Here is a 25583-nt window from a genome sequence, read left to right as displayed (position 1 = left end):
TCCAACAGGCACCGCTATGACTCATAACGAACAGGGAAGTGTGGGATGCACGTGGGCGGGTCTGCCCGACGAGTACCAAAGCGGGCTCCGTCGAGCAATCGGTTTCGACATCGCGCTTGCGTACCACGAGACCTACACCCGATCTACGCTCCGCGCCGAGTTGAGACGAATCATCGAGCAACACGACGACGCACGATCGGAAGTCCTTGTCCTCACCGTTGGGGCCAACACTCGGGAAGGAATGCATTTCCCGTCCACAAGATTGTTCGCGGATGCACTGTTCGACGATCCTGCCCCTCTTGACCGATGGACGCCGCACCAACTCCGAGCAGTTGCCCTCCACGATGCCGAAAACAACCGCGTGAGGTGGCTCCACGGCACCGCTCCATGGGCTTAACCCATCGACTGCAAGTATCTCACCGAAATTCACCGCGCTCTCGACTCGGTCCGAATCCGCGAGCCACTTACGTGATATGGCAGATACTCGTCCAGTTAGAAACTGCAGCAACAAACTACAGTACACAGGCAGAGGTCCGGCGGTCAGCAAGGTGCGGTGAGAATGAGCGGTAAACGTAATTGGATGGTCCTCGACGGATTCGAGAAAGGTGGTGCGTGGCACTACACCAATCTTGCTGGTCTGCAAGGGATCGTGAAGAACCATTGCCTGTGGTCGACGGCGAGGGCCGGACTGAATGATCCACTCGAAGTCACATACGCACTTGAGGAGATGCGGCGCACCTGGCAGCACTACCGTGATTCGTCAAAATTGGCGGCCGATGTCCCCCGCCAGGCGGTAGATGATCTCATCGACCGCCTGGCCAGCGAGATCGAGTCGGTCGACCTGTTCTTCACCTCCGGCTCGATGAACGGCGACAAGCTCGAGCACTGGAAGGGCTACGGGAGCGATCAGGGATATTCGATCTGCTTCCAAGACAGCTCCACGTGGCGTCTGCGCAGCTACGACGAGACGCCTGCCAAGGAGCTCGAACCCACTAGCCCGTTCCTGAGGTGGCAGCAGGTCGACTACGCGAAGTTCGAGCCGTCCTTCTCCCGACCACTTGCTACGTCGAGCGGTCGCGCGATGGAGGAGATTATTCGGGCCGCCGTTGGCCGCCGCGACGGCGCAGTCGATGAACAGCAAGGCCACCGGTACGCGCTCGACCAAGCGCTCCGGCAACTGTGCTGGCACAAACACACAGGTTACGAGAGTGAGGAAGAGATCCGTATCGCCGCACAGGATCCACCATCTACCACGCGCCGCACACGTCAAAGTGCATACGGGCCTCGCACGATCGAATACGTCGAACTCGTCGCTGCTGACCCCATCTCGCCAGTGGCCGCTATCTTGGCTGCGGACCAACCTGTTCCCCGCCTACCGATCATGGCGGTACGCATCGGGCCACGGAACAGCCCGACCGAGCTGGCCGAAGACCTCAATGCCACTGCACGATTCCTCGACGACAACGGCTACGACGTTCCCGTTCTTGCCTCGCCAACCCCTTTCCTCCGGGGACGGTAATCAACTACAACACCAGCTGAGCGGATCAACGGAGATTTATCCGCCAACCATTCGGCGCTGACCGGAAATCGATCACCAGAACCGAACAGAAGCTTCGTAGTGCTCGCGCAGCGCAGATGGATCAGAGCCAGGAATGACCGAGGTTCGTTACAGTTCCCGGTAGTTTGGGTACCGATCCAATCCTGGGCGTAACTAGCCTCAATCTTTCATGAGAGGCCTCTGCCGGCCTGATCGGTATCGGGGCGCGGCAGGGCAACCCAGGTGCAGTCGGGATGCTGCCGGATTCCACATTCCAGAGGTGTTCTTCCGCTCCTACCAAGAAGATTCGTCGGTGTTTTGGGTCGGCGCCGGCAACGCCTCCAACCTGGCCAACGCCGACGTAATCAGACCAGACCACGGCGCCCGCCCGGACACTCGCGTGCTCGCTGCCATCTCGCACGATTCGGCGCCGCTTCGTGAGCACGCACTGAGGGCAATAGTTCGGTAGGCGTCGCGTCTAGACTGATCGACCGAAAAGGCTCGATGACGCTGGTTACATACGGCCGCAAGAATTCGATCTATTGAGCAGCCGTTCTATGTGCGCGACTAGCTGATAGGCACCTAAAGGCGTCTACGCTGTTCGTTGCTCGCACAGTACAACAGCAAGCTCGGTTCGTTCAGGTGTCATGATGGTTTGCCGACCGTCGAGTCGACTGGCGGTTTCGAGGCCGCCGATCTCTCACCGTCTGAGTCGGGCACGGACCGCATCGATTCCATCGTCGTACGATTCGACGTAGCGTCCGGACCCGTACTGGTAGCGCAAATCCACGGATGTCGGGTCGTGGGCCATGAACACAACGTCGGGACGTCCCCCGTTGTACCGGCTGTAGACGGCGTAGTTCCAGTCGTCGGGTGCGTAATCGTCGTTCCACTTCAGGCGGGCCACAGGGACGAATCCAGCCTCGGAGTAGATCCTCGGTAGTGCCGTGTCGAAACAGTCCAGTCGTCGTCCGCCTTGCTGGACGGCAACGGCGAGCATGGATTTCGCGGCGCTTGGATATTTGCTGTCTCGATGTGAGAAAGCAGAGACGATTTCGTCGTCGTTGAGTGCGATGCCGGAACGGCCGTCGTCGGTCACGAACAGCCGCATATTTGCGTACTCGTCGTCGCTGTATATGTGTACGGATGAGGCGAAGCGGTTGCTGACTTTGAGCTGTTCCATTTGCTGTCGGTAGAGATCGGCGTCGGAGGACGCCAACTCGTACAGGTCCGGAGTGCTGTCTCCTCTGCGTCGAAGCTGCTTGGCCCGAACGGTATCGAGCGTGTGGACCCGCGTGGGAACAACCTCGCGGTCACCGATCAGAAGCCGTGGGCTTCGGCTTCCTCGATCGCCAGGTCGTCCCATTCCTGTTCGATCGTCGCCCGTGCGTTGTCCGGCAGTTCCGGCGTCCATCCTCTGCGACGCCAGAACGCTTCGCGTTGCTCCTGTGTCAGGGTCGGTGTCTCGTTCTCGGTCATGGCTATTGTCCTTCGAGTCGTCGTGGGTGAATCCTGAGACTGATCTGATCTGCTGTTGCCGTAGCGCTTTGCCTGTTTCGAGGCGATGCTGCAGCTTTTCTCGCTTACCTGGATCGTCCTCCGCGGCGAGCTGATTGCGCAACTCGGTTTGTCCACCGGGAGTGGCGTCGTATTCGGCGGATCTGGCGTCGAGGTTTGTTTTCGCAGTGTCCAATCGTTGCCGGTTACGGGTGATCGCCGGGTTCGCGCCGAACACTGCCTGGGCGGATTCGTGCCGTCGGCGGGCGCTGTCGAGGCGTGCTCGCACGTGCGGGGTGCAGCGGGGGCCGGGGTACTTCTGGCACATCTATCGGCTCCCCCGATCTGCCGCGTCGACGAGGCGGCCGAGCATGGCGCCGAGGTTTTCGGCGGCGATGTCGACGAGTTCGCCTTTCTCGGTGAGGTATTGGTCACGGCGCAGTTCGATCATCACCGAGTACACGTGGGTATCGGTGTTGTAGTGGTCGAGTGGTACGTACGTGCCGGAAAATGGGGTATCCGTGCCGATGTCTTCGAGCGGGGAGAACGCGGCGTAGGCGGCCTCTATAAGCCAAGGCGGCGTGTGGTGTGGGTCGGTGCCGATACATAGCGCGGGACGCTGGCCATCTGGGTGCAGCTCGTACGCCGACGGCGATGTCGGGTAGGAGTGGACGTCGATGATCACGGCGCGGCCAGTGGCGGCGATGCGGTCCGTCACCAGGTCGGACATCGCGTCGGCGTAGGGGTGGAAGTAGTTATCGAGCAGTGCGTCTCGTGTGGTGTTGTCGGTGTTGCGCAGGACGTCTCCGTTGCAGGTTCGGGAGTAGACTGCGCCGCGGCCGACGGCGTTGAGTTGTTCGCGCTTGTCGGGGAATCGTTCGGGATCGATCACCAGCCGTGAGAGGTCGTTGCGCAGTGTCCACGGCTGGGGTGTCACTGATTGCGCGGCGTGCTGTGCGATCACGTCGGTGTGTGCGTCGGTGATCTCGTCGAGTTCGGCGGCGAGTTGATCGTCGGTGACGGTCAGTGACGGGCGGATCTCGGGTGGAATGACGCGCGAGGCGTGCGGGACGTGCAAGATGACGGGCGAGGATGCATCGCCCGCGATCAGTGTTCTCGTGTTCACGAAATCTCCTTGGCAAGTGTGGAACTGGTGCCGGTTTCAGTTGATGACGTCGACGAACCAGCGACCGTCGAATTCTTCGGTGGTGATGGTCTGTGGGAACTGTGTGGGCGGCTGGCCGGGACGCATTTCGGTGAGAGCGACGGAGTAGATACCGGCCGAGATCGGTGTAATGAGCACGCAGTGAGTGGTTCCTGTTGGGACGGTGTCGATTCCGGCTTGGATCTTCTCCTGCGTTGGCAGGGAGGTGTCGGGGGTGGTGAGTGCACGGACGGCTGTTCCGGAGCGGGTGACGTAGTAGGCGTGCTCGAACGCTGCGATGACTCCGGGGCCGCTTTTCTGGTCGCCGGGGTCGGTGCGGCATGCGGTCGGATCGGTTTCAGTCGTGGGTGCAGTGGCGAGTGCTGGCGGGGTGACGGCGAGGGTAGGTGCCGTTTCCGAGGTGTCTGTCTCGTCGGCGATTCTTTCCTGTGCGCGCTCGTCGTTGCCGGAGAGAAGACGCAGGACGAACCAACCGAGCAGCGCGACCACGACAATCAGGGCAGCCACGTAACGCAGGCGGGACGATCGAGAAACCTTCGTGCGCGGCAACTTCGGCGCTGGCGGAGGCGTGGGTGCAGTAACTGTTGTAGTCGTGTCGGCGGCTGCGCCGTGGGGCGTGCCGCCGAGTAGGTCGATCACTGCGGGGTGCCTTTTCGTGTTCTTCATCGCTGTCGTCCTTTCGGTGCTCACGCCTGGTTCTGCAGTGGCGCATGAATAAGTTCAGGACAGGCGGCGCGTTGCCACCCGCCCTGAACGGCTCTGATCATGCGAGCTTTACGCCGGAATACCCGCTCCGACTGCGTCGCTGATCAGCGTGGACGCCAGGCCAGGGGTCGCGTTGGTGAGGAATTCCGTGAGTGCGGTGTCGACGTGTTCGATGATCTGCTCGCCTCCGGGCTGTGCTGCGACGAAGTCGCGGGCATGCTGGTCGATCGCAGGGGCAGCGGCGACGGTATCGCGGACGGTGGTGGCCACGGCCTCACCGATGGGGCCGGAGTTCGCCCAGTCGGTGAGCGTGTCCTGGGTCTGGGCGGTGACGGCGGGTTGGTCGACGTCGGGGACCGTGATTTCGACGGGTTCGCCGAGTTCACCTGCGCCGTACGCGACGGCGGCGGTGAATCCAGCTATTCCTCCGCCCAGACCGCCGAGAACGAATGCGGGGGCTCCGGCGAGGAGGGCGCCCGTACCGGCGCCGACGGCGGTTCCGGCGAGACCGCCCGCTACCCAGCCGATTCCGGGGACGAAGACGTTGCCCAGTCCGCGGCCGATGTTTCCGCCGACGGTGCCACCGATCAGCGCTCCTCCGATGGCGAACGGGGTCGCGAGGCCAATTCCTCCGGCGAGGGCCCCGGCTGCGGCACCGCCGACCTGAGTGGCTGCGTCGCGGCTGGCTTTGTCGACAGGGACGCCGAAGGAGTTCCAGCCGGTGGCGACTCCGGATTCGATGATGGCGGTGGTGTTGTTGGTCCGTTCGAGGTCGACGTCGGAGACCCAGTTCGGTTGCGCGATGTGGAATGTTCCGATGCGGAGGGTGTCACGGGGGGCGATGATCGGTGCGACGACATCGACGGGGCCGGGGAGATGGAGCTGGGTGTAGTCGGTCGGGGTGGTGTCGGTGTAGGTGGGTGGTGTGTAGGTGTTGGTGTCGTAGTCCCAGTTCGGTAGCGGCTGGTACTCGATGTTCTGGTATTGCGCGGGTGGGTCGACCCAGTAGATGGGTTCGGTGGGGGCCGGCGGTTCCGTGGCCGGCGGCGGGGTGGGTTCGGTGGTCACGCCGGACTGTCCGCCGCCGTCGGTGATGCCTGCTTGTCCTACTCCATCGGTGATGCCGGCTTGCCCGGGCGCTGCGAGTGCCGGTGGTGCGAGCGTGATTCCGGCGGCCATTGCTGCCGCTGCGACGACGGCGATGGCGATGGCGCTCTTGGGGGCGAGGGTGGGGCTGCGGTGCCGGCCGTGTCGGTGTGCGCGGCGGGCGGCTCGGTTTCCTGCGGTGGTGTCGATGCTCATGTGGCGCCTTTCGTTCAGGAGGGTACGGATGGATGCAGGGACGGGGGTCTGGTGTGCGGCGCCGGCTGATACGGGGTCAGTCAGCGGCGTGGGCGATGAGATCGATGACGGTCGAGGCAACGACGGTCAGGGCTTCGGTGGTGCTGCGCCGGAGCTTCGAGGGCGCGATGCGCTCACCGGAGGCGAAGAGTGGCTCGAACGGCATCCGGGCGACCGAATGGACGCCGGCGTCGAGAAAGGCGTCGACAGCGTCGATTTCGACCATCGGTGCGTCCCCGGGTCCGTCGGTGATGACGACGATGGTGCGAGCCATCATCGCCGGGCCGGCGGCGGTGGCGAGGTCGAGGAGCATGCGGTGCGCGGCTGCGGCGGCGTCGCGGCGGAGCGGGACGGGCACGAGGAGGACGTCCGCGTGGGTGGTTGCCCAGTGCCAGCTGCCGGCGAGGCGGTTGTTGCCGGTGTCGGCGACGAGGATCTCGCGGTGCTGGGACAAGATCTGCGCCGCCGCGCGGGCGTCGTCGTAGCCGAGACTGGATCCGTGGGCGCCGTTGTTGCCGGCGACGATGTCGTCCCCGCCTGGTTGGCGGGTGAGATGCTGTGAGAGCGCCGAGGGTCGGATCCTGCCGGGCTCGGCTGCCTCGGCGGCGATCAGTGAGAGCACGTCGTGTCCGTCGCGGGGTGGGATGCTGACTCGGTCGGCGAGGCTGCCGCCGACGTCGGCGACGTCGACGCAGACCGTGGTTGCGGCTCCGCGGTGTTCGGCGATGATCGCGTTGAGCCCTACCGCGAGTGGGGTTTTGCCGACGCCGCCTTTCGGGTTGGCGATGGTCACGATCGAGAATCTCGGGAGGGGGCCGGTGATGGCTGCGATGGCGGCGCGGTGGCGCATTTCGGCGGACTCGGGTTTCGGGGCGATTCGGAGGTTGAGGAGGGTGTTGAGTCGCCCGCGTAGTCCGGTGCGGGCGGGTTCGTGCGAGCCGGCCGCGATCTCGGGTGCTGCGAGCACTGATGTCGACGTTGGTGTGCTCGCAGCGGGGACTGGCCGGGCATGGGTGTCTACTCCCCCGGGTGGCGGTGAGTCGCCGAGGGGTGTCACCGCCATCGTGACCGGTTCGTCCACATGATGATCCGGCCGCGTCCGTGGTGCGTCGGAGGGTGCAGGGATGGGTCCGGTGGGCAGCGATTGCGCCACCTTCCCGTCCGGTGCGACGGTCAGTTGGCGGGAGCGGCCCGCTTCCTGCACGGTGACCTCGACGGGTGAGCCTGCGTCGGCGGAGTGCTGTCGGCTGAACTGTGCGATCACCGCGTGGATCGACTGCCCGTTTTCGGCGGACAGTTCCACCTTCTCGTCCCCTGCCCCGCTCACGAGTGCGGTTCGCTCGGAGGTGATTTCGATGGCAAGGGTCGACATCACGCGGTGGTTCCGGTGAAGGCTCCGACGCCGGAGAGTTCGGTGTCCATTTCGAGGACGATGGTGTCGGCCTTGTCGAGGGCGGCCAGAGCGTCGTCGCGGGCTTTGCCGTCGGGGAGTACTTCGATGATCTGACGGCGGGTGGCGACGGCTCTTTTGATTTCGTCGAGTCGCGGAGCGGTCAGTTCCTGGTCTTCGCTGAGTTTCGGTAGCCATGTGGGGATGGCGTTTTTGAGGACGCGGCGTAGTTCGGTGATGACGGGGTCGCCGCCGCCTTTGGGGGCTGCGAAGGGGTTGCGCAGCACGGTGATGTCGTCGGCGGTGGGGGTGATCGATTGGGAGATGCGGCGGCTCATGGGTGGACCTTTCGGGTGAGGGTTGTGCAGGTGTGTCAGCGAAGTCGGGGGCCGCGGGGTCAGGGCGCGGGTGCGGTGGTGTCGGGTTCGGGGAGCAGGACGACTTCGTGTGGTCCGTAGGTGATGTGGTTCTTGATTCGTCCGGTGCCGTGGAAGGTCAGGGTGGTTTCGGTGACGGCGCCGCTGTCTTTGTCTCGGATGACGGTGACCGCGGCGACGGTGGCCGGGTGTTCGTTGCCGCGACTGTCGTCGGCGAGGACGGTCATTCCTTCGGTGACCGCGGCGGCGGGTATCGCGTCGGCGAAATCGTCCCCTGGGTCGGCGGCAGGTTTGTCGTCGTGGTGGCCGAGGACGGTGGGCTCGGGAGCTCGGCCGTAGGCGCGGGCCGCTGTGGCGACGGAGCGTTCGGATTCGATGAAGTGGCGCAGTTCGGTCGAGTAGAACGCGATGTGCGGTTCCTGCTGGGGCCGCAGCCCGTCGATGATCTTCTTCTCCGAGGTCGAGAGTTGATTCCATTTGTTGGGGTGCGGGTCGACGTTCGGCGTCCACCACATCTGCGCATCGATGGGTACTCCGTCGTTTCCGAGGGCGACTCCGCGGCCGGGGACGGAGGTGTCGATCTCGCGGCCGATCTGCGAGTCGCCCCACAGCATCATCGCGCCGTCCTGCGAGAGGTTGCCGAGGGAGATGCGGGTGCCGAAGTTGTCGCGCGCGTTGCCCGAGGCGCCGCCGAAGAGGGACGCGTCGGGTCGTTGCACACCGAGTAGGAGCCGGATACCGGCCGAGCGGGCGAGGACGGCGAGATCTGCCCATGCCCCGAGTGGGTCGAGTTCTTTGAGGAGTTCGCGGGTTTCGTCGTCGCCGGTCTTGGCGAGGCGCTGCCATTTGCCGGAGAGGATGAAGAACTCGTCGAGGACGGCGATCAGGAGCGGAAGTTGGGACGGCTCGATCTTCTTCACGTGGACGTAGTGGTTGCGGGCCATCATTTCGCTGTGCAGGGCTCGCACGAGCATCGCGGAGCGGACGGCGTCGTAGACGATGGCGGCGCACCCGGGGTAGCCCTCGAGTCCGTCGAGTTCGATCATTTTCGGGTCGACGCCCAGGAACGGGATTCCTCGTCGCGATGCTTCGGTGAGTAGGGTGCGGATCACTGATGTCTTGCCGCCGCCGGTGGGTCCGACGATCAGGCAGTGAGGTTTGTTCGACTTGGTGGAGATGTCCCAGAACATGTTCACCTCCGATGCTGCCGTCGCGTAGGGCAGGTGGCGCAGGTTCTCGTCGACGAGTTCGAGAGGGTGATCGACGCGGGTGGGTAGTGGGGCGCGCAGGCTCATCAGGAGGTAGCCCTCGGAGGGAAACCAGTCGGTGGCCCAGGTGCGGCCGGATTCGTGCTCGCCGGCGAGGGCGGCGAGGGCTTCCTCGACCTTCTTCTGGAATCCGCGTGCTCCGCTGGAGAGGGTGGGTGTGAAGGTGATCTTGAAGGCGGTTTCGACGTCGCCGTCGAGCGAGGCGACGCTCACGGCAGGCTCTTTCAGCGGTCCGTCTTTGAGGGAGTTCGCCAGTGCCTTGTGCCGCGGTGATCGGAGGTCGGGTTGAGTCAGCGTGCGGGTGATGCGTATTCGGTCGCGGTGGGCGTCGTGGACGACGGCGTAGGTCCACTTGCTGGTGTGCCTGCTCGCGGAACCCCGTACTGCGGTGGTGAATTCGTCCAGCTCTTTCGGACGGATGATGGCGCCGCGTGCCAGTGTGATGGTGGCGCTGCGCAGGGTGGTGATGCCGGGCGGGTAACCGACGGTGATCTTGACCGGTGTGTGGCGGGTGCTTTGCCGGATTTGGGCGTCGAGTCCGGCGCGGTGACGGTGGGTGAGGAACCGTGCGATATCGCAGGCGAGCAGGCAGACAGTGAGGGCTGCGAGTGGCCACCGATACTCGTGGACTACAGAGACTGCGCTGTCCATTTGAGGGTTCGAGAATTGTTCGGCGAGTTCGAGGAGTCGCGGCGCGAGAAACGCGAGTGTTGTTGCGACGACGGCGAAAGGCGCCCACGCCCTGTACGGGCGGATAGCGGACTCCCCCGCATGGCCTGTTCGCGCGTGGGGTTTGCCGGAGCCGAAGAGGTCGACGAGAAAGTCTTTGAGCGGGTCCTGCTGGCTTCTGCTCACCGTCCGCTCCTCTCACTCGAATCCAGTCAACGACGGTCGTCGCCGGGGCGTGTGGGGTGCACTGTCACAGAGCGTGGGAAGCAATCTCAACCCGCCTGTGGATAACTTCTTTCGCGGGCGCGCGGCTGGAGCGTGCGTCACATGCCCGAACGGTGATACCGGGGCGCGATAGACACCCATCGCCTCTACCCGCGGCTGGTTCTGTTTGTGGCGCTGCGCATTACCGATCGCAGGACCCGCGACGGCATCGTTGATGCACCGTTTGGAGACTTGTTCAACGACCTACGCCACGGCCCCGATGACGATGTACATCTCGGGTGGTTTGTGTCTTCCCGCGCCCCTGTTCGCGGACCCCTTTCAGGCCATCGAACGTCTCGCTTCGTGAGGTACAGAACCCGGTGTACGAACAGCCGAGAACGGTGTCGACGACACCGCGGCAGGCGCCACGCCACGATGATCCGGCGATACCCCGTACAGAATTCTGACCAGCAGTCAATTGAAATATGTTGGCGCGAAGCAATTTTGAGCAGTACACTCCCCCTAGGCCCGAAGGGCCGGGGGAGTGACCCCGAAGGGGAAGAGTGAATCGGACCTCTGAATTCCACCGCTGTCCACACCCTCTGCAGGCACCCTCAATGCGGGACTGTTCGAGCACGGGGTGCGCAGCCCGCCACACATGCGTGCTGAACACGCTGTGCGTGCAGAGCATGCACACCACGCAGGCAGTGGCGACGAACGGTTCCTCGAACTTCAGATCATGGCCACGCCGGGGTGCCTCGAGCAGGCTCTAGCAGGGGTCACCCGCACAGCTGGCGGACACGTTCCGAAAAAGGTTCTGCGCCAGGTTCTTCAGGCGGACGAAGACCACGAAGCACAACGAGGGAGACACGTGTCGATCACCACGGTCTGCGGCGGGTCCGTCGACAATGCCCGTTCGCAGCTCTCTGCCGCTCTACTGAAGGAACGCTCCCGTCGAGGCCTAGGAAGTCTCCCGCGGACACCCGCAGCGAAGACCATGCCGTGGCCGCGCTCCCCCTGCATTCGAGGTCGTTCCCGCGATCGCCGAAAGATCCCCGACGGGGTGAATCGCGACACCGAACACACTCCACACGACGACACGCACCAGCGCTGATCGACAAACCCGCCAATCGCGGGGCCGAAAAGTTATCCACAGGTCGCATTGAAATTCCTACCACCACTCTTCTACGTTTCCGCACAACCACATTCGTGGGGTCTGGTTCCACCACTGTGTTGGAGAGTGCTCATGTTTTCTCTTGCTTCCACCGTGATCGACGTGTCGATCCCGGCGACGCATCCACCGCTCGCCGCAGATGCGGTGACCTTCGCGCAGTCGACGGACGTCAATACCGGTGGTCTGCGCGCGTGGATCAAGGACAACATCGTCTTCACCATCCTCATCGCCCTCGCGTGTGTGGTTCTCGTCGGCGGGCTCAAGGGCAATTTGTCGCGGGTCTTCACCGTCGGCGGACTCGGGTTGTTCGGGCTTGCCTACCTCGGTATCGCGACATCGGAATCGGCGGCCACGGGGATTGGCAATTGGATTCTCGGGCTCGTCGGTATCTCGACCTGACCGCTGATGCCTGCGCAGAGAACATTCGAAGGGGATGCTCGGTGATCGACAACGACGACCTGATGTACCGCGTGGACCGGCACTACCTCGGTCCGACCGGTTATCCACTGCCCGTGCGGATCCGCTACACGGCCGGCATCGTCGGCGTGGTTGCTTTCGTGGTGGTGTTCGTGATCGGCCGCGGAATTCTGCACGTCCCGCTCGGGTTCAAATCGCTGATGGTGATGGCCGTGATCACGGTGTGGCTTACGACCCGGATCGCGAAGTTCGTCACCCCGGACCGCCCACTGCGGTCGGTTCTCAAGGCCGCCCTCAACGACCTCGTTGCACCGCGCCCACCGAAGCGCGGTGCACCCGTATTCATCTCGCTACCTGAGCGGTTGACTACAGGAGAACGTGCCGTCGTACCTGTTCGCCTCGACGGTGAGGATCACCGATGACCTCTCCCGAGAACGACATTGCGGCTCTGTTCGATCCGAAGCTCGACGACCCGGTTCCGGTCATTCCTCCCGGTGCGCTCCCGCCGTCGTGGGCTGCAGTGCAGTCGTATGCTCCGCATCCGGTGCGTGCGTGGTCCAAAGCCGAACCCGCACACACTCCGGATAGTTCTGAATACGACCACGGCGAGGACGACACCGACGGCCACACCTCCCCAGTGGCCGATCCGGAGCACGTCGCAGACAAAGTACTCGGCCGTCAGCGTCGCCGCACAGGCAAGAAGCGGGCAAAGTCGGCGACAGATCGCGAAAAGGCCGCAGCGAAGAAACGTGCAGACCGCGAACGAAAAGCGGTACGCCTGAAACTGACCGGCACATCAGCGAACATCACCCGCACCGCGATCACCTCCACCGCATGGTTCGTCCAACGCCAGGGGCCGTGGAATTTCCGCACCACCGGAAAGCAGCGCCGCTTCATCCAGGACGAAGCGATCATCCTGACCAACCTGCAGAAGGCCGGCGTCAACAAGGTGCATCGCCGCCTCGTGCGCACCCCGTTCCCCGTCGCACAGTGGGCAGTCGATCACGACAAGTGGGCAACCCCGATTCCCGATGTTCCCGGCGCACTGTCATGGGCGGACTACCTGCGCGGGCAGCAGCATGCGATGTTGTGGTCCAACGCGACGATCAAAGGCCGCTACTGGGGTATCGAACTGCCGCAACGCTCCTCACTCGGCCAAGGTTTGGACTGGACCGCCCGAATGCTGCGCCACCTCGCCCACTGGCCACTTCTGGGCAGAGTGTGCACCGGGGTGAACAACTGGGCCGACGACGCATTCGAACGCGAGCAGAAGGCCCTTGCCGATCACCTCGCCACACTCGAACGAATCATGTCCGGCCGCGGAGTGAAAGCAACACCGGCCACACCGGCCGCGATCGACTACTTGCTACGCCGATCAGCGACCATCGGTCTACCACTGGAAGCAGGCCGTGCGATCGCCGGCGCCGGAGACTGGGAAGAAACCGACGTCGCCGCCCTGGAAGATCTCACCGACCTCTCCCTCACCCCAGGCGACGGGTACACCACCGTCTCCGGCGTCGTCGACGGCCGCAAGTACACCGGCGTGGTGATCGTGCTGACGATCGGCCGCATGGCTCCCCTACCGATTCCGGAACGAATGCTGCCGTGGCAGATCATCGGCGATCCGTCCGGTGAACCTCTCGAATGGTCCGATCGCATCGAGCTGCACGACAAAGCGAAAACGATCCGCACCATGCGCTCCCTGACCGGCAAGATCGAATCGCAGTTCGACCACTACACCGTCGAACACGATCAGGTCCCGCCGAAAGAGTTGGCGGAGCAGCACGCCCGCGCACAGGACGTGATCTCCGACGTCGAAGAAGACCATTCCGGACTCTCGACTCGAACCACCGGGTGGTACCGCCTCGCGGTGGTCGGCACCGACCCCGACGATGCGCGGCAGAAAGTCTCCGATCTGCAGGAGATGTACTCCCCGCACATCGCGCTCGAACAAGAGCACGGTCAATACCAGTTGCTGCGCGAGTTCATACCGGGTGAGCCGCAAGCCAACATCGCCAACAAACGGCACATGGATGTCGAAGCAGTCGCCGCCGGGATGGCGACCGTCAGTGACCGGATCGGTGACCGCCGCGGTGTCGTACTGGGCGAGACCGGATCCATCTCGCCGCGCCCGGTGATCTGGGACCTGTTCGCCGCGCACGAGATCAAGCACAAGTCCGGGCTGACGCCGATCGTCGCGGTACCCGGTTCGGGTAAGACGTTCCTGGCCGGCATGATCGTCTACCAAGCCGTGAGGGCCGGCGCGTACGGCGTCGTCCTCGACCCCTCCGGTCCGCTCGCTGCGTTGGCCGGTCTACCGGAGTTTCGTGACATCGCCCGCGTCTACGCCCTCACCGGTCGCGATTCACGCGCTGGCGCCTTGAACCCGTACCGCGTGATCACCGATCCACGTCGCGACGATCCCGAGTACGACGCCCGCAACGTCGAGTACGCCCGGGATGCAGATCCGTTCGCGGCGGCGCAGTCGAAGTTCGATGCGGATATGCGTGCAGCCTCCGCCGAGCGTGTCGAGGTCGCCGTCTCGGTGCTCAAGATGATGCTCACCGAACGGCATCTGCATCTCGAACACACCGAACCCGTGCTGCACATGGCCGCGAACATGGTAGGCGGCGACAGCAACCACAACCTCCGAGAAGTGTTGGCCGCGATCCAATCCATCGGAGTGAGCGATCCGGACCAAGCCGTCAAAACCTGCGCGAACGGGTTGTACCAGCAGCTCAGTTTGATGTCGGAGCTCACCGAAGCGCGTGTGCTGTTCCCGGAAGCGGGCACGATCGGCAGTGGAGCGGATGCATTCGACGCCGACATCCGACTGACGATCCTGACGATGCCGGGCCTGCAGCTACCGCCCGAAGGCACACCGTCCTCACAGTGGACACCGCAGCAACGGATGACGGCGCCGTTGATGCACATGGCCGCGTGGCTGGCGAACAGACTCGTCTACGAAAAGCCTCGCCACGTGCGCAAGGTGCTCTTCCTCGACGAAAACAAATACCTCGAATCCACAGGTGCCGGCCGCACCCTCAACCTCCGAATCGCGCGCGACTCACGCAAATTCAAGGTCCGTGCGCTGGTCTGCTCACAGCTCCCGGATGATTTCCTCGGATTGGACGGCAGCGACGACAAGACCGCCCTGACCTACGAGGTGTTCGTCGGTGACGTCGGCGGTGATCCGCATGCAATCGAAGGTGCCCTGAAACTGCTCAAACTTCCCACCGGGCAAGGGTTCGAGCAGTTCCTCGCTGAACTGGGCAGCGGCGGCGAGGACACACTCGACGAGGACACCGACACCTCCTATCAGGACGAAGCGCGGCGCTGGATGATCCGGATGGCCGACGACGTGGAGCTGGTGCGTTCGAGCTGGATTCACTACGTGCATCTCGCGCATGTGTTCGCGGCGCTGAATTCCTCGTCGGCGAAGAACGCGCTCGGCGGCGCCGCATGAATACCCGCGGAGGGCTCAGAGCGCCCTCGGCAGAGCTGGATGAGGCAATCCCTCACCGATCGCGCGTTCGGGCGCTGACCGTCAATCTGGCGCGGGTTCTCGCTGTTCTAGCGTTGGTGCTGGTGCCCCTCGTCGCCCCGGGTGGGCCGATCGCATCTGCCGGCGGATTCGACTGCAAAGACGTCCCCTCCCCCGAGTTCCCGAACTCGGTCATGGCTGCCGAGTTCGATTCCTCGAGCAAAGACCGCGAACCAAAACAGGGCGGCACCGGCTACGAAACCTACGGATGGGCCGGATTGCGCTGGTACACCTACGACCTCGGCTGCGGCAACGACCTGGTCCGCGCACCCGACGCAGTCGCGGACACCACCCTAGGCAACACATTCCTCGCAATCGGCAAGGGATTCGCAGCTGCCGCGTTCTGGCTCGACGACCAGACGAAGACCGGTGCAGCTGCCGAAGAGGCCGGGATCGCCCCGGCGATGGTGCAGTTCGATCAGATCGTCGCCTCGATCTCCAACGGAATGCTCGGTGTCTACGGAACGTGGCTGGGTGTGGCATTGATGGTGGTCGCGACGATCATCATCTGGAACGCCCTCAAATCGAATGCCGCGGCCGTGACCCGCACCGTCGCGATCGCCGGCGCTGCAATGGCCATCGGAGCACTGTTCGTCGGCGCACCGCAAAAAGCCATCCAGGTCGCCGACGACACCTTCGGTTCGGTCATCACCGACACACAAGGTCAGATGTTGTCCGTGTCCGGAAACACCGGAGACCCCCGCAATGTGCTGATCGACAAGATCTTCCTCGACGACTGGCGCAAAGGATGGTTCGGGACGAACTTCAACGACCAGGAACTGCAACTCGGACCAAAGCTCCGCGATACCCTCGCGTTTTCGTACGCGGAGCAGCGAGAAGTGGCCGGCGACAACGAAGCCGCGAGCAAGCTTGCCGAAGAGAAAGCAGCCAAGTTCGACGACGAGATCATCGATAAACTCGACGGATTGAACCTCTCGTACTGCCAGTTCCAGGGCAAGGACTCCGGACGCACCGGCACAGGGTTCATGGCGATGATCAAACTCGCCATGCCTTCCATCCTTTGGATCGGCGCATCCATACTCAAACTCACTGCGCTACTGGCTATTCGACTCGCAATTCTCTTCGCACCGATCTGGGTTCCGATCGCCGCCGCACACGGCGGCACCCTCTCTCGCGTGTGCCGCATGATCGCCACCGCCTACATGTGGGGCGTGGCTGGCGCGGTCATCATCGCGCTGTATCTGATGGCGCTGGTCAAGCTGTACGACACCGACAACGGTCTCGTCGACGGTACGTGGCGGCTGTGGTTCATGGTCATCTTGACTGCGGTGTGCTGGTTCATCATGCGTCCGTTCAAGCGGATGACTCAGACCTTCACCCAGAACCAGGCGGGCGCACTCAATCGCAAGGCTCGTCACGCGCAGACGTCGATGAAGCAGAAGTTCTTCAAGGCCGGGAGCGCCGTTGTGGGCGGTCCCGCGGCGTCGATGGTCGAGGAAGGTGTCGGGGCGCTTCGGAAGGCGACCAAACGCGGTGGTGACCTCGACAAGGATTCGGTGACACCAGTGCGTCCAGAAGGACGTGAGTTGAATCAGCGACGTCGCCACGAGGTCGACAAGTCGCGCGTCGATGCGCGTAAGACGATGGATCGTCAACAGCGTCTGACGGATTCACGCAAAAACGATGTGCGCCGCCGAAGCCTCGCCGGTACCGCGAAGAGTTCTACGGGCCTCAAGCGGCCCGTCGCCGATCAGCCGCAAACCGCAGGTACCGCCGCCAATCGAGGCCAGGCACTCGCTCGCCAGTTGGTCGGAACCGAAGCCGGTTCGCCGCGCGGCTCTTCGTCGGTGAGTGAGACATGGGACGGAGGTCCGCGGTCGAGTATCGCGCCGATGAAGGTGTTCACACCGACCTCGCGGGATGTCTCCACCGGGTCGACGACACCCCGTTCGGGTGCGACGCGCTCGAACGCGTCGACGCCTCCACGGTCCACCGCCCGACTGTGGACACCGTCGTTGACCTCCGCAGGTGCTTCGCCCGATTCGACCGACAGGTTCAGCTGATGCCCTCCAGCGCAGCCAATCCCGTACTCGCACCGATCCGACGGTGGGTGCTGTACTCGCGCACCAACCTGACGATCACGATCGTCTCTGCGTTCGGTGTGCTGTTCGTGGCGGGAGCAGTGTTCGGCCAATCCCCGACCCCGTCGAACACTGCCTCGAAGATCCCAGCCTCCACCGCATCAACGACAGGAGCAGCGTCCGCGACCCCGGGTGATCTGAGCTACGAGTTGATCGAAGTGACCGAATCCTCCATTGCCGGCAAGTCGATCGCTTCGGTAGCCGAGAGCGCACCGGCGACAGCGATGGCCTACGCGCACGTCTACATCGATCAGTCACTCTCGAACAGCGAATGGAAGACCAAGCTGGGCGTGCACACCGCAGAAGCGCCCGGAGTGACGGTGGTCAATGCCCGCCCGCTCGTACCGGTCGCGATCACCGGCCCGACGCGCAGTGAGATCGTGGCCGGCACCGGCGGTGAGAGCGCCGTGCAGGTCATCGTCCCGACGCAGGCGGGGAATCTGCGGATCACGCTCAAAGTGTCGGGCACCGACAAGGGTTCGACATGGCAGGTCCAGAATCCATTGCCCACCCTGGACCGCAGCGAGATCGACAAGCTAGGCGCACCTTCCCTCGCGAGCGCACCGACCTCGGAAGCCCCCACAACCACCACGGCTCCGAAGTCGACGACCTCGCCGAGCGCTACCTCGACCACGACGCCGACCGCGACCACCTCGGTCGCTGTTCCCTCGGCGGACCTCGAACCGGCACCTGTTCCTGTTCCCGGCCCCATCCCGATTCCCGACCTCGACACACCGCTCCCAGGAACGCTGTGAGTCGCCGCTGTGAGGCGGTGGCCCTGATCTTCACCGCTGCCACCGCTGCGATCCTGGTGCTGTCCGGATGCACCCAGCAGCCGGTGATCCCCCACAACCGTTGCGGCGGAAACTCGTCGAGCGAGGGGGACGACAAAGCCACCTCGGCGCCCGGCAACACCGAACTGAAAGCATCGGGGCCGATCACCCAGCCAACCAAGGACGGAACGACGACGTTCACGTCCCCGTTCGGGCCTCGCTGGGGAACCGAACACAAAGGCGTCGACTTCGCTGGCCCCGTCGGGACACCGATCTACGCGGCACTCGACGGCGTCGCGGTCAAGGCCGGGCCCGCATCCGGGTTCGGGAACTGGATCGTGCTCGACTCGCTCGTCAACGGCAAACCTGTGAGCACCGTCTACGGCCACATGTTCGACGACGGTGTCCTCGTCACGGAAGGCCAGCAGGTCAAGGCCGGCGACCACATCGCGAACATCGGAAACAACGGCCAATCCACCGGCGCACACTTGCATTTCGAATACTGGGACGGGGGACGACTGCAGGGCGGAACCGCCGTCGATCCGATGACCAAGCTCGGCGGAGTGCCCTCCCCCGCCGGCGAAGCGGGCAGTGATTCTCCTGCCATCGAGCTGGCCGCCTCGTCATCGTCGATCGACTGCGGCGGCTTCGGCGTGGCAGGTGGTGGCGATCTCAAAGCCGGTTCCGTTCCTCCGGAAATGGAGCCGTGGTTCCGCAAAGCCGGATCGATCTGCCCCCAGATCAAGCCCTCGCTGCTGGCGGCAGACGCGAAAGCCGAATCCGGCCTGGTCCGTGGACTGGCCTCCGACAGCGGAGCGCAAGGTATCACGCAGTTCATGCCGAGAACATTTGGTTCTTACGGCCAGGATGACGACGGCAACGGCAAGATCTCGATCTGGGACGACGGGGATGCGATCATGGCTCAAGGCCGATACTTCTGCGCCATCGCGGCCCAGGTCGACGGATGGATCGCCGACGGATCAGTCAAAGGCGATCCCAAATCGCTCTACATCGCTTCCTACAACGCGGGCGAAGGCGCAGTGAAGGATGCGCGCGGAATGCCCAGCGGCGGCGACTACACCACCCAGACACAGCCCTACGTTGCGAAAGTCCTTGCATACGAAGCAGAGTTCGCGTCCCCCGGCGGTAGCGGCGAACTCGTGGTCTCGCCCAGTTCGGCGTCCGGATCGCAGGTCGTCGAAGCTGCCCGCCAATTCCTCGGCACCCCGTACGTCTGGGGCGGCGGCAACATCAACGGCACGACCGGCGGTGGATTCGACTGCTCCGGACTGACCAGCTACGCCATCTACAAGGGCAGCGGAAACAAGATCACCCTGCCCCGGACGTCCGAACAGCAGTGGAACGTCGGAGTCGAGATCCCGATCGACCAAGCACAAGCCGGGGATCTGGTGTTCGGTTCGTGGGCCGGAACAGGTCCTGGCCACGTCGGCATCGCGATCGGCGGAGGCCAGATGATCCACGCCCCCACCACCGGGGACGTCGTCAAACACGCTCCACTGCAGAGCGATATGAAAGCCAGGAGGGTTCTGTGAGCAACGCACGCAAGCTGGTTCTGCTCGCCGTCACTGTCGTCCTCGTCGGCGGGCTGGTGTACTTCCTCTCCGGCCGGGGCAACGAGACCGGAACCGCGACAGCCGAACAGACCGCCCCAGCACCGGCGCCGCTGACCATCTCGACTTCGCCGGCTCCGACAACAATCGACGTCACCGAGGATCCGGATACGGAGGTGGCCGAAAACACTGCTCGCCAGGCACTTTCCGTGGCGTTCACCTGGTACCCGGCAACGGACCGCAGCCCCACCGACGGATACGCACGCGCCCGGGAATGGTTCACCGACACCCTGGCACAGACCCTGCTCGTCGACACGCACACCGAACGAGGACCAGGAGCACAGTGGAACCAATGGGCCTCCAACAACGCCAAAGTGGTCGCCGACGTGACCCTGGGATGCTCCGGCTGCCCACCTGACACCGACGCCCTCATCCAGCGAGTCGCCAGCATCCACCAAACCGCAATCACCGAAAACGAAACCAGCACTGTCACACCCGATACCACGGTCTGGGTGACCCTCACGAAAGGTGGTGACCAGTGGCTACTCGACACCATCCACTACTGACCACCAATCCCCACCGTGACTGCACGACAAAGGATTCGCACCGATCGACTAGGTTCGTAACCAACAGGGCGCCGAACGAGACACAGGCACAGAAGGTTTCAGGGTCAGCGGACCCGAACAGGCCCGCGACCCACATTGGAGGGGAACACACATGAAACGCACCACCGCCATCGCAGTCACCGGGGTCCTTGCCGCACTCCTGATACTGACCGCATGCTCGGACTCGACACCCACCAACGACAAGGACGGCAGCTCCACCACCAGCGCAAGCAACGGTCGCGCCGGCACCGTCACACCAGCTGAAACCTCCTCCTGGCGAGGAAACCTGGTAATCGGAGTCGGCGACCAGCAAGCCAACGACAAGATCACCCTCCCCGCCGCCAACCAGGTCCAAGCGCAGTGCACAGGCGAAGGCGACAACCTCACCGTCGACATCACCGCACCCAACGGCTGGCATGCAGTCCTCACCCACGGATCCCAAACCGTCACCATCGAAAACAGTCAACTGAACTATGCCGCGCAAGAATTCACCACTCCGCAGAGCTCGCTCGACTACGACATCGGATGGAACAACAAGTTCGGCAGCAACAAGCAGTATCTATCGGGTGTGACCTGGGACGTCCCCCAAACAGGTGACGTGGAAATCCAACTCAACGAGCGAACACCCCCACACTGGGTGATCAAATCAGCCGAAAAGGTTAACCTCGCCATGCATGTCGATTGCAGCTCTCAATAGCAACAGCGAAAGTGCGGTCCGACGCGATCAGTTCCGGCACCTATCGAGCCACAAGATCGCCGGACTTCTCATTTTGGACTATCAGAGATTGTGGTCCGGGTCTCGTTGATATCCATCCGAGATATATCCCACCAAGAAGAAGCAACAGCCCGACCGAGCCCCCGATTGCCGGTCCGTAGTCCGTACCCCACCGGATTTGGTCTCGATACATGACGGCTCGTTCGATCTGTTCGTGCTGTGTCTGGGAATCGAGTTCGGGGGCTACATCGATGATCGTGATGGTTTCAGGGGCTAAAGCGGATGTCGCAAGATATTGCCTATAGTGTTGCTGCACTTGGACTATGGCGCCGGAAATGGGTTCGACTGACAGTTCGCGCGTGATGCCATAGAAACGCTTCATGCTGACTGGGCTTGTTCCTGGTTTCCCCCAACTGGAGGCGGGCAATGTGATCTCCGTACCAATCTCCACGGGCGCGATTTCCTGACGGAAGTTGTAGACGTCAACGCCTTCAATTTCACCCTCCGCGATGAAGTTCGCGTCATAACTATCCCGCAGTGTCGAGTCAAAATACGGATAAGTTCGTTTCTGAGTGTCGAACGGAAATTTGAATTGAAGTCCCTCATGCGCAACAACTTCCGCCGGTTTGTCCATCACGGTCTGGATCGAGCCTATCGGCTCCTCGACCGGGATCGCCGAGATCCTGTCGACAGTGGAACGATCGATGCTCGCATTCACAATCGCTGCCGAACCGACCCTATCGTCCCGCACCATCTGAACCGCCGACTGCAGGGTCACCACGTCGGATCCCGACGGATCTTCGGCAGTGACGCGCTGCTGGACCGTGATCGGAACATTGCTGTCCACAACCAATTTGCCCTTCGCTAACGCTGCAGCATCGAGCAATACTGCAGTACCCGTCGACACTGTTGCCGCATCGATGCTCAACGGAATTTTCACCAGCTGACCCTTGGCATAGGTGGGCGCCAACGCACTCATTGTCAGCAGAAAACCTGCCGCCGCAATAGCCACGCAGGCAGCGCGTCGACGTGAGGGGCGCAAGTTAGGCGACATTCGGACGACCTTAGCGTGTCTTGTGCTCGACTGCGCGAGCCCGTGACTGCGCTAGTCTTGAGCGCCCAGTTGAGCGATACCAACAACAACGACTACGGTGTTCGGTTGGGGCCGTAGGGGATACTCGGTGAGGAGGTGCCCCGAAGTGGCAGACAAAACCGTCGCTCGAGCAGTCGAGCGCCTGTTCCGCATTGCCGTAGGCGACGAAGCGCGAACCCTTGAAGGTATGGCCGAAGCATTGTCGCGCGACCGCGGACGCCCACTGTCCGTGCTGGACGACGCAGTCCTCCCGCCCGGTGTATTTGGTCAATGGGTCCGACACCACGACCGCGATGAAGTGTCCTGTGCAGGGTGGGTTCATGCTCGCGACCGAACGATTGCTCATGAGTTGGGACATATCGCGTTGAACCACTCCGGCAGACCGGCCATCGATTTGGCCACCGACTTCCTCCCACCCGCGTTGCGTGATCTTGGAACTCTGATGCTTCGACGCGATTGTGTGGACACCGTCTCGACGGAAGAAGCCGAGGCTGAAGCATTCGGGAGTCTGCTTCTGCGGCGGCTTCACGTCACACGTCGCGCGCAGAATCCTTCGGTTCGTTCACGACTGGATGAGGCACTCGGTTGATCACTGCTCTCGCGGCGGCAGTACTCGCCATTGCAGCGGCCACCCGGATCCAGCGTTGGTGGTTTTCCAGGTCGTGGACTCTGGCAGGCGCAGTCATTGTTCTACTGTGCATGTCGATTCATATGGCGCTCAACGTGAAAACGGTCGAGAGCGCTGTCAGAGTCACACTCGGGGCTGGAATGCCCGGCACAATCAAAATGCTGCTCGTCTGCGGAATCTGCGTAGGCACCGCCATTGTGTTCACAACCGTCACCAGCTCCCGGCATCTCAAAAAGCTACTTTGGCTACATATTTCACTCTCAGTTGCCACCGCAGCGCTCTCGTTCTACTTCTTCTTCAAGACTCCGTGGCCGGCATCGAACCCCGACAACCGGACTTTCGACAACCAATACGCATTTCTTCCGGGGTACGCAGAGGGCCTGATGCTGGGCATGGCCTATCCGTTTCTGTTGTGCTTGATGGTGACAATCGTCGCTATTCGGCAAGCAGACCGGCGGACGGCAACCGGCTGGGGGCTCATCATCATTTCCCCCGGAGCCGCTGCACTCAGCGCATACGCCGCACTCCGAATTGGCTACCTGGGGTCGGCACGGTGGGGACTGATCGATCCGACCCCGACACCCTTTGCGATCTCGCGCTTCCTGGCCGTTGTCGGCGTTCTCTTTGTCGCAGCGGGAGTCTTGGTTACAGCGATGGGAACTACGCTCGTCTCACGAGCGCAACTTCGGGCCTTTGACGACCTTCGCTCCGAGCTACTTGCCCGTTGGCCTGGTGCCCTACGGCCATCCGAGGCCGGAAGCGGCGCCGCTGATCGGGCCGCCGATCGCGCAGCGGAACTGCTGGACGCGCTGAGCTTGGAGGCCAAGAGACAGGCTCTACCGAACCAAGGTGCAGCCTTGAGCCGGACAGAGGTGGCACATGCTGTTGCGGAATGGATTATTACTGATCGGATTCCGGAGGGATTGGGATCGGACAATCTCCGAGCACGGGCAGCTACTTCAGATGTCCGTTGGGCTCGAGAACTGGGTGATGCGTACGCCCGTGAAATCGAGCGAAAGTTGGTCCTTGAGCAATGACAGAAACACGAGTACAGGGAAAAGCCTCAGGACACGACCGGATCGCGCGGTTGCTCACCGAGATTGGCGCACCCTGGGTCATCAACATCGTGACCTCATTGATCCTCGGGTGTTCCATCGGGGCGCCAGGATGGGGAATCTTCGTCGCGATCTGCACAGGTGTGGTCCCGATGGGCGTCATCCTCTACGGGATGCGAAAGTCGAAAATCGGCGATCACCACGTCACCAGCATCAGCGAACGACACCTTCTCATTGTCATACTGCTCGCAGTTGCCTTGGGTGGGTTGATCATTCAGATTATCGCGAGCGCACCCATTCAAATGATCGCGTTCATGACTGCCGGCTTATCGGCGCTTGTGGTGGCTGCATTGATCACTAGCGTTCTCCACTGGAAAGTCAGTGTGCACACTGGAGTTTCAGCCGGCGTCACCATAGTTTTGGCGCTTGCGCTGTCACCCTGGTGGCTACTTGCTCTCGCATTGACTCCGTTAATCGGATGGTCACGGGTTCACCTGGGAGATCACACCAAGGGCCAGGTGATCGTCGGAGCTATCGCCGGAGCGGTCACAACGGGGATTGCATATGCGTTGATCGCTTAGAAACTAGTCATCGTCAGACTGCATCATCTTCCGAAACGGGTTGTAGGCACGTGCTGCAACCTGCTGACCTTCACTATCGCGAACATCCTGGATCCAGGCGATGGTGTGCTTGACCAACTCATACGTTTCTTCGTCACTGAAGTAGTCCATCGGAACATGAAAAACATTGCAGATATCGCGAACTGTTTCTATGCCTGGCGACTGACGCTTACCACTCAGCAGTTGAGACATGTACCCGGTAGTCATCTTGCCGCCGCCGAACCGGATTATGTCCACAACTTCTGTTTGCGTGTACGGACCACGATCTCTCGGGTGCACCGTGTCGAAGAGATGTCGGAGCCGTTCTGCGAATGTGCTCATCGTTCGTCCCTCCGTCCTCAATCGCCGTGCTGAATGGGCGCACTGGTCCAATGTTCAATTTCCAATACTGGCAAGTCCCGCTGCCCAACGCAACTTGCAATAGTAAGTTTTCGGTTTTAGGCTGACCTCGACCGTGAGGGGCAGCAATGATTTACAGATTCAGGACCGACAGGCGGTGACCCACCGCAGCCGAAACGGCGTAACTTCATCAGTCAGCACGACAGCGAAGGCGACCAAAGAAAAGCCTGGACCTAGGCGGGCGCCTCAGGCCCCCGATGACGAACCCGCATATGCGCAGCGAGCAACTCGTCAACCGAGACACCTAGAACCGGGGCAAGTTTCTCCGCCACGACGTCTGACAACGGAATTTCGCCCCGCTCGATGCCTCCAACGATCGGTGTCCGCAAGCCGGCCTGCATCCCAAGTTGCGGTTGGGTTAAACCCTTCAAGACGCGCCAATCACCCGGGTACCTGTCATCCTCAGGCACTTGCACGATATCGGCGATCTCTACACCCAACTCCGCCACCACAGTCGCCAGAAGATCAACCTGCGGAGAGGAATTCGACTGCTCCCAGCGCCGGATCGTCGTTTCACCCACTCCCGCCCGCCGCGCCAATTCCGCACGTGACATCCCCGCAGTGCGGCGCGCAGCCACAAGACTTGACGGGGAAAACCCCCGCATCACTCGCCGACTCACAGCCAGCACCCTTCGCATCTCGTTGTCATTAGTAGACACTGTGCCGCCTCCTCGATACCATTCGCACACGCGGCTATTTTTAGATGACCGGTTTTAGATGGCGGTCAAGTCGTA

At 62.6% G+C, this 25583-nt stretch carries 25 protein-coding genes; 15 read left to right on the top strand and 10 right to left on the bottom strand.

What is annotated here, in order from left to right:
• Nucleotides 1-16: 16 nt before the first annotated feature.
• From GJB56_RS29955 to GJB56_RS31510, 3 genes are all read left to right on the top strand, one after another.
• Complete coding sequence (locus GJB56_RS29955; RefSeq protein ID WP_154606725.1) at nt 17-397, top strand: hypothetical protein; 381 nt, start codon at nt 17-19, stop codon at nt 395-397.
• A gap of 162 nt (nt 398-559) precedes the next feature.
• Nucleotides 560-1519 (top strand): hypothetical protein, encoded by a 960-nt coding sequence (locus GJB56_RS29950; RefSeq protein ID WP_154606724.1) that lies wholly within the window; start codon nt 560-562, stop codon nt 1517-1519.
• Nucleotides 1520-1850: 331 nt separating this feature from the next.
• On the top strand, nt 1851-2006 hold the full coding sequence (locus GJB56_RS31510) for a hypothetical protein (protein WP_195849649.1): 156 nt from the start codon (nt 1851-1853) through the stop codon (nt 2004-2006).
• Between the two features lie 231 nt (nt 2007-2237).
• Here the strand turns inward: GJB56_RS31510 and GJB56_RS31815 are convergent, their stop codons facing one another.
• From GJB56_RS31815 to GJB56_RS29915, 7 genes are all read right to left on the bottom strand, one after another.
• The gene (locus GJB56_RS31815; RefSeq protein WP_230091238.1) at nt 2238-3362 is read right to left on the bottom strand and encodes a hypothetical protein; all 1125 of its coding nucleotides are present in this window, start codon (nt 3360-3362) and stop codon (nt 2238-2240) included.
• Nucleotides 3363-4160 (bottom strand): N-formylglutamate amidohydrolase, encoded by a 798-nt coding sequence (locus GJB56_RS29940; protein WP_113683826.1) that lies wholly within the window; start codon nt 4158-4160, stop codon nt 3363-3365.
• A gap of 36 nt (nt 4161-4196) precedes the next feature.
• Nucleotides 4197-4865, bottom strand: coding sequence for a hypothetical protein (locus GJB56_RS29935; RefSeq protein ID WP_113683827.1), 669 nt, complete (start codon nt 4863-4865; stop codon nt 4197-4199).
• A 108-nt stretch (nt 4866-4973) separates the two neighbouring features.
• A complete protein-coding gene (locus GJB56_RS29930; RefSeq protein WP_113683828.1) occupies nt 4974-6206 on the bottom strand; it encodes an insoluble domain protein in 1233 nt (410 codons plus the stop codon).
• Nucleotides 6207-6282: 76 nt separating this feature from the next.
• Nucleotides 6283-7617 carry a ParA family protein gene (locus GJB56_RS29925; protein WP_113683829.1) on the bottom strand — a complete coding sequence of 445 codons (1335 nt, stop codon included), beginning with the start codon at nt 7615-7617 and terminating at the stop codon, nt 6283-6285.
• Nucleotides 7617-7973 carry a hypothetical protein gene (locus GJB56_RS29920; protein ID WP_019749726.1) on the bottom strand — a complete coding sequence of 119 codons (357 nt, stop codon included), beginning with the start codon at nt 7971-7973 and terminating at the stop codon, nt 7617-7619. Before GJB56_RS29920 ends, GJB56_RS29925 begins: the two co-directional genes overlap by 1 nt.
• 59 nt (nt 7974-8032) lie before the next feature.
• Nucleotides 8033-10135, bottom strand: a complete 2103-nt coding sequence (locus tag GJB56_RS29915; protein WP_113683830.1) for an FtsK/SpoIIIE domain-containing protein — start codon at nt 10133-10135, stop codon at nt 8033-8035.
• Nucleotides 10136-10811: 676 nt separating this feature from the next.
• On the opposite strand from GJB56_RS29915, the gene GJB56_RS29910 reads away from it, so the two are divergent.
• The 9 genes from GJB56_RS29910 (at nt 10812) to GJB56_RS29870 (ending at nt 21036) form a co-directional block, all read left to right on the top strand.
• Nucleotides 10812-11267: a hypothetical protein gene (locus GJB56_RS29910; RefSeq protein ID WP_113683831.1), complete on the top strand. Its 456-nt coding sequence runs from the start codon at nt 10812-10814 to the stop codon at nt 11265-11267.
• 132 nt (nt 11268-11399) lie between these two features.
• A complete protein-coding gene (locus GJB56_RS29905) occupies nt 11400-11726 on the top strand; it encodes a hypothetical protein (RefSeq protein ID WP_113683832.1) in 327 nt (108 codons plus the stop codon).
• 41 nt (nt 11727-11767) lie between these two features.
• Nucleotides 11768-12166: a hypothetical protein gene (locus GJB56_RS29900; RefSeq protein ID WP_019749729.1), complete on the top strand. Its 399-nt coding sequence runs from the start codon at nt 11768-11770 to the stop codon at nt 12164-12166.
• Nucleotides 12163-15210, top strand: a complete 3048-nt coding sequence (locus GJB56_RS29895) for an ATP-binding protein (protein ID WP_113683833.1) — start codon at nt 12163-12165, stop codon at nt 15208-15210. The genes GJB56_RS29900 and GJB56_RS29895 overlap by 4 nt, the downstream gene beginning before the upstream one ends.
• A complete protein-coding gene (locus GJB56_RS29890; protein ID WP_113683834.1) occupies nt 15207-17312 on the top strand; it encodes a hypothetical protein in 2106 nt (701 codons plus the stop codon). Before GJB56_RS29895 ends, GJB56_RS29890 begins: the two co-directional genes overlap by 4 nt.
• Entirely contained in the window at nt 17312-18145 is an 834-nt protein-coding gene (locus tag GJB56_RS29885) for a hypothetical protein (RefSeq protein ID WP_064689686.1), read from the top strand. The genes GJB56_RS29890 and GJB56_RS29885 overlap by 1 nt, the downstream gene beginning before the upstream one ends.
• Entirely contained in the window at nt 18142-19716 is a 1575-nt protein-coding gene (locus GJB56_RS29880) for a peptidoglycan DD-metalloendopeptidase family protein (protein WP_113683835.1), read from the top strand. The genes GJB56_RS29885 and GJB56_RS29880 overlap by 4 nt, the downstream gene beginning before the upstream one ends.
• On the top strand, nt 19713-20300 hold the full coding sequence (locus tag GJB56_RS31810; RefSeq protein WP_230091237.1) for a hypothetical protein: 588 nt from the start codon (nt 19713-19715) through the stop codon (nt 20298-20300). The genes GJB56_RS29880 and GJB56_RS31810 overlap by 4 nt, the downstream gene beginning before the upstream one ends.
• A gap of 151 nt (nt 20301-20451) precedes the next feature.
• A complete protein-coding gene (locus tag GJB56_RS29870) occupies nt 20452-21036 on the top strand; it encodes a hypothetical protein (RefSeq protein ID WP_019749733.1) in 585 nt (194 codons plus the stop codon).
• Nucleotides 21037-21076: 40 nt separating this feature from the next.
• On the opposite strand, the gene GJB56_RS29865 is transcribed toward GJB56_RS29870, so the two are convergent.
• The gene (locus GJB56_RS29865; protein ID WP_162793438.1) at nt 21077-22066 is read right to left on the bottom strand and encodes a DUF3068 domain-containing protein; all 990 of its coding nucleotides are present in this window, start codon (nt 22064-22066) and stop codon (nt 21077-21079) included.
• A 187-nt stretch (nt 22067-22253) separates the two neighbouring features.
• On the opposite strand from GJB56_RS29865, the gene GJB56_RS29860 reads away from it, so the two are divergent.
• The 3 genes from GJB56_RS29860 to GJB56_RS29850 all read left to right on the top strand — a co-directional run bounded on the left by GJB56_RS29860 (nt 22254) and on the right by GJB56_RS29850 (nt 24411).
• Nucleotides 22254-22736, top strand: coding sequence for a hypothetical protein (locus GJB56_RS29860; protein WP_019749735.1), 483 nt, complete (start codon nt 22254-22256; stop codon nt 22734-22736).
• A gap of 179 nt (nt 22737-22915) precedes the next feature.
• Nucleotides 22916-23812 carry a hypothetical protein gene (locus GJB56_RS29855; RefSeq protein WP_195849638.1) on the top strand — a complete coding sequence of 299 codons (897 nt, stop codon included), beginning with the start codon at nt 22916-22918 and terminating at the stop codon, nt 23810-23812.
• Complete coding sequence (locus tag GJB56_RS29850) at nt 23809-24411, top strand: hypothetical protein (protein ID WP_019749737.1); 603 nt, start codon at nt 23809-23811, stop codon at nt 24409-24411. Before GJB56_RS29855 ends, GJB56_RS29850 begins: the two co-directional genes overlap by 4 nt.
• 3 nt (nt 24412-24414) lie before the next feature.
• On the opposite strand, the gene GJB56_RS29845 is transcribed toward GJB56_RS29850, so the two are convergent.
• Together GJB56_RS29845 and GJB56_RS29840 are read right to left on the bottom strand one after the other, a co-directional pair.
• A complete protein-coding gene (locus GJB56_RS29845; RefSeq protein ID WP_019749738.1) occupies nt 24415-24771 on the bottom strand; it encodes a helix-turn-helix domain-containing protein in 357 nt (118 codons plus the stop codon).
• Between the two features lie 251 nt (nt 24772-25022).
• Nucleotides 25023-25487 (bottom strand): helix-turn-helix domain-containing protein, encoded by a 465-nt coding sequence (locus GJB56_RS29840; RefSeq protein ID WP_080666669.1) that lies wholly within the window; start codon nt 25485-25487, stop codon nt 25023-25025.
• Nucleotides 25488-25583: the final 96 nt, after the last annotated feature.

Origin of the sequence: Rhodococcus sp. AQ5-07 (genome assembly GCF_009707305.1) — a bacterium.
Lineage (GTDB): Bacteria > Actinomycetota > Actinomycetes > Mycobacteriales > Mycobacteriaceae > Rhodococcus_F > Rhodococcus_F erythropolis.
Note: the sequence above shows the minus strand (reverse complement) of the source record. Positions and strands in the feature narration are given on the sequence as shown.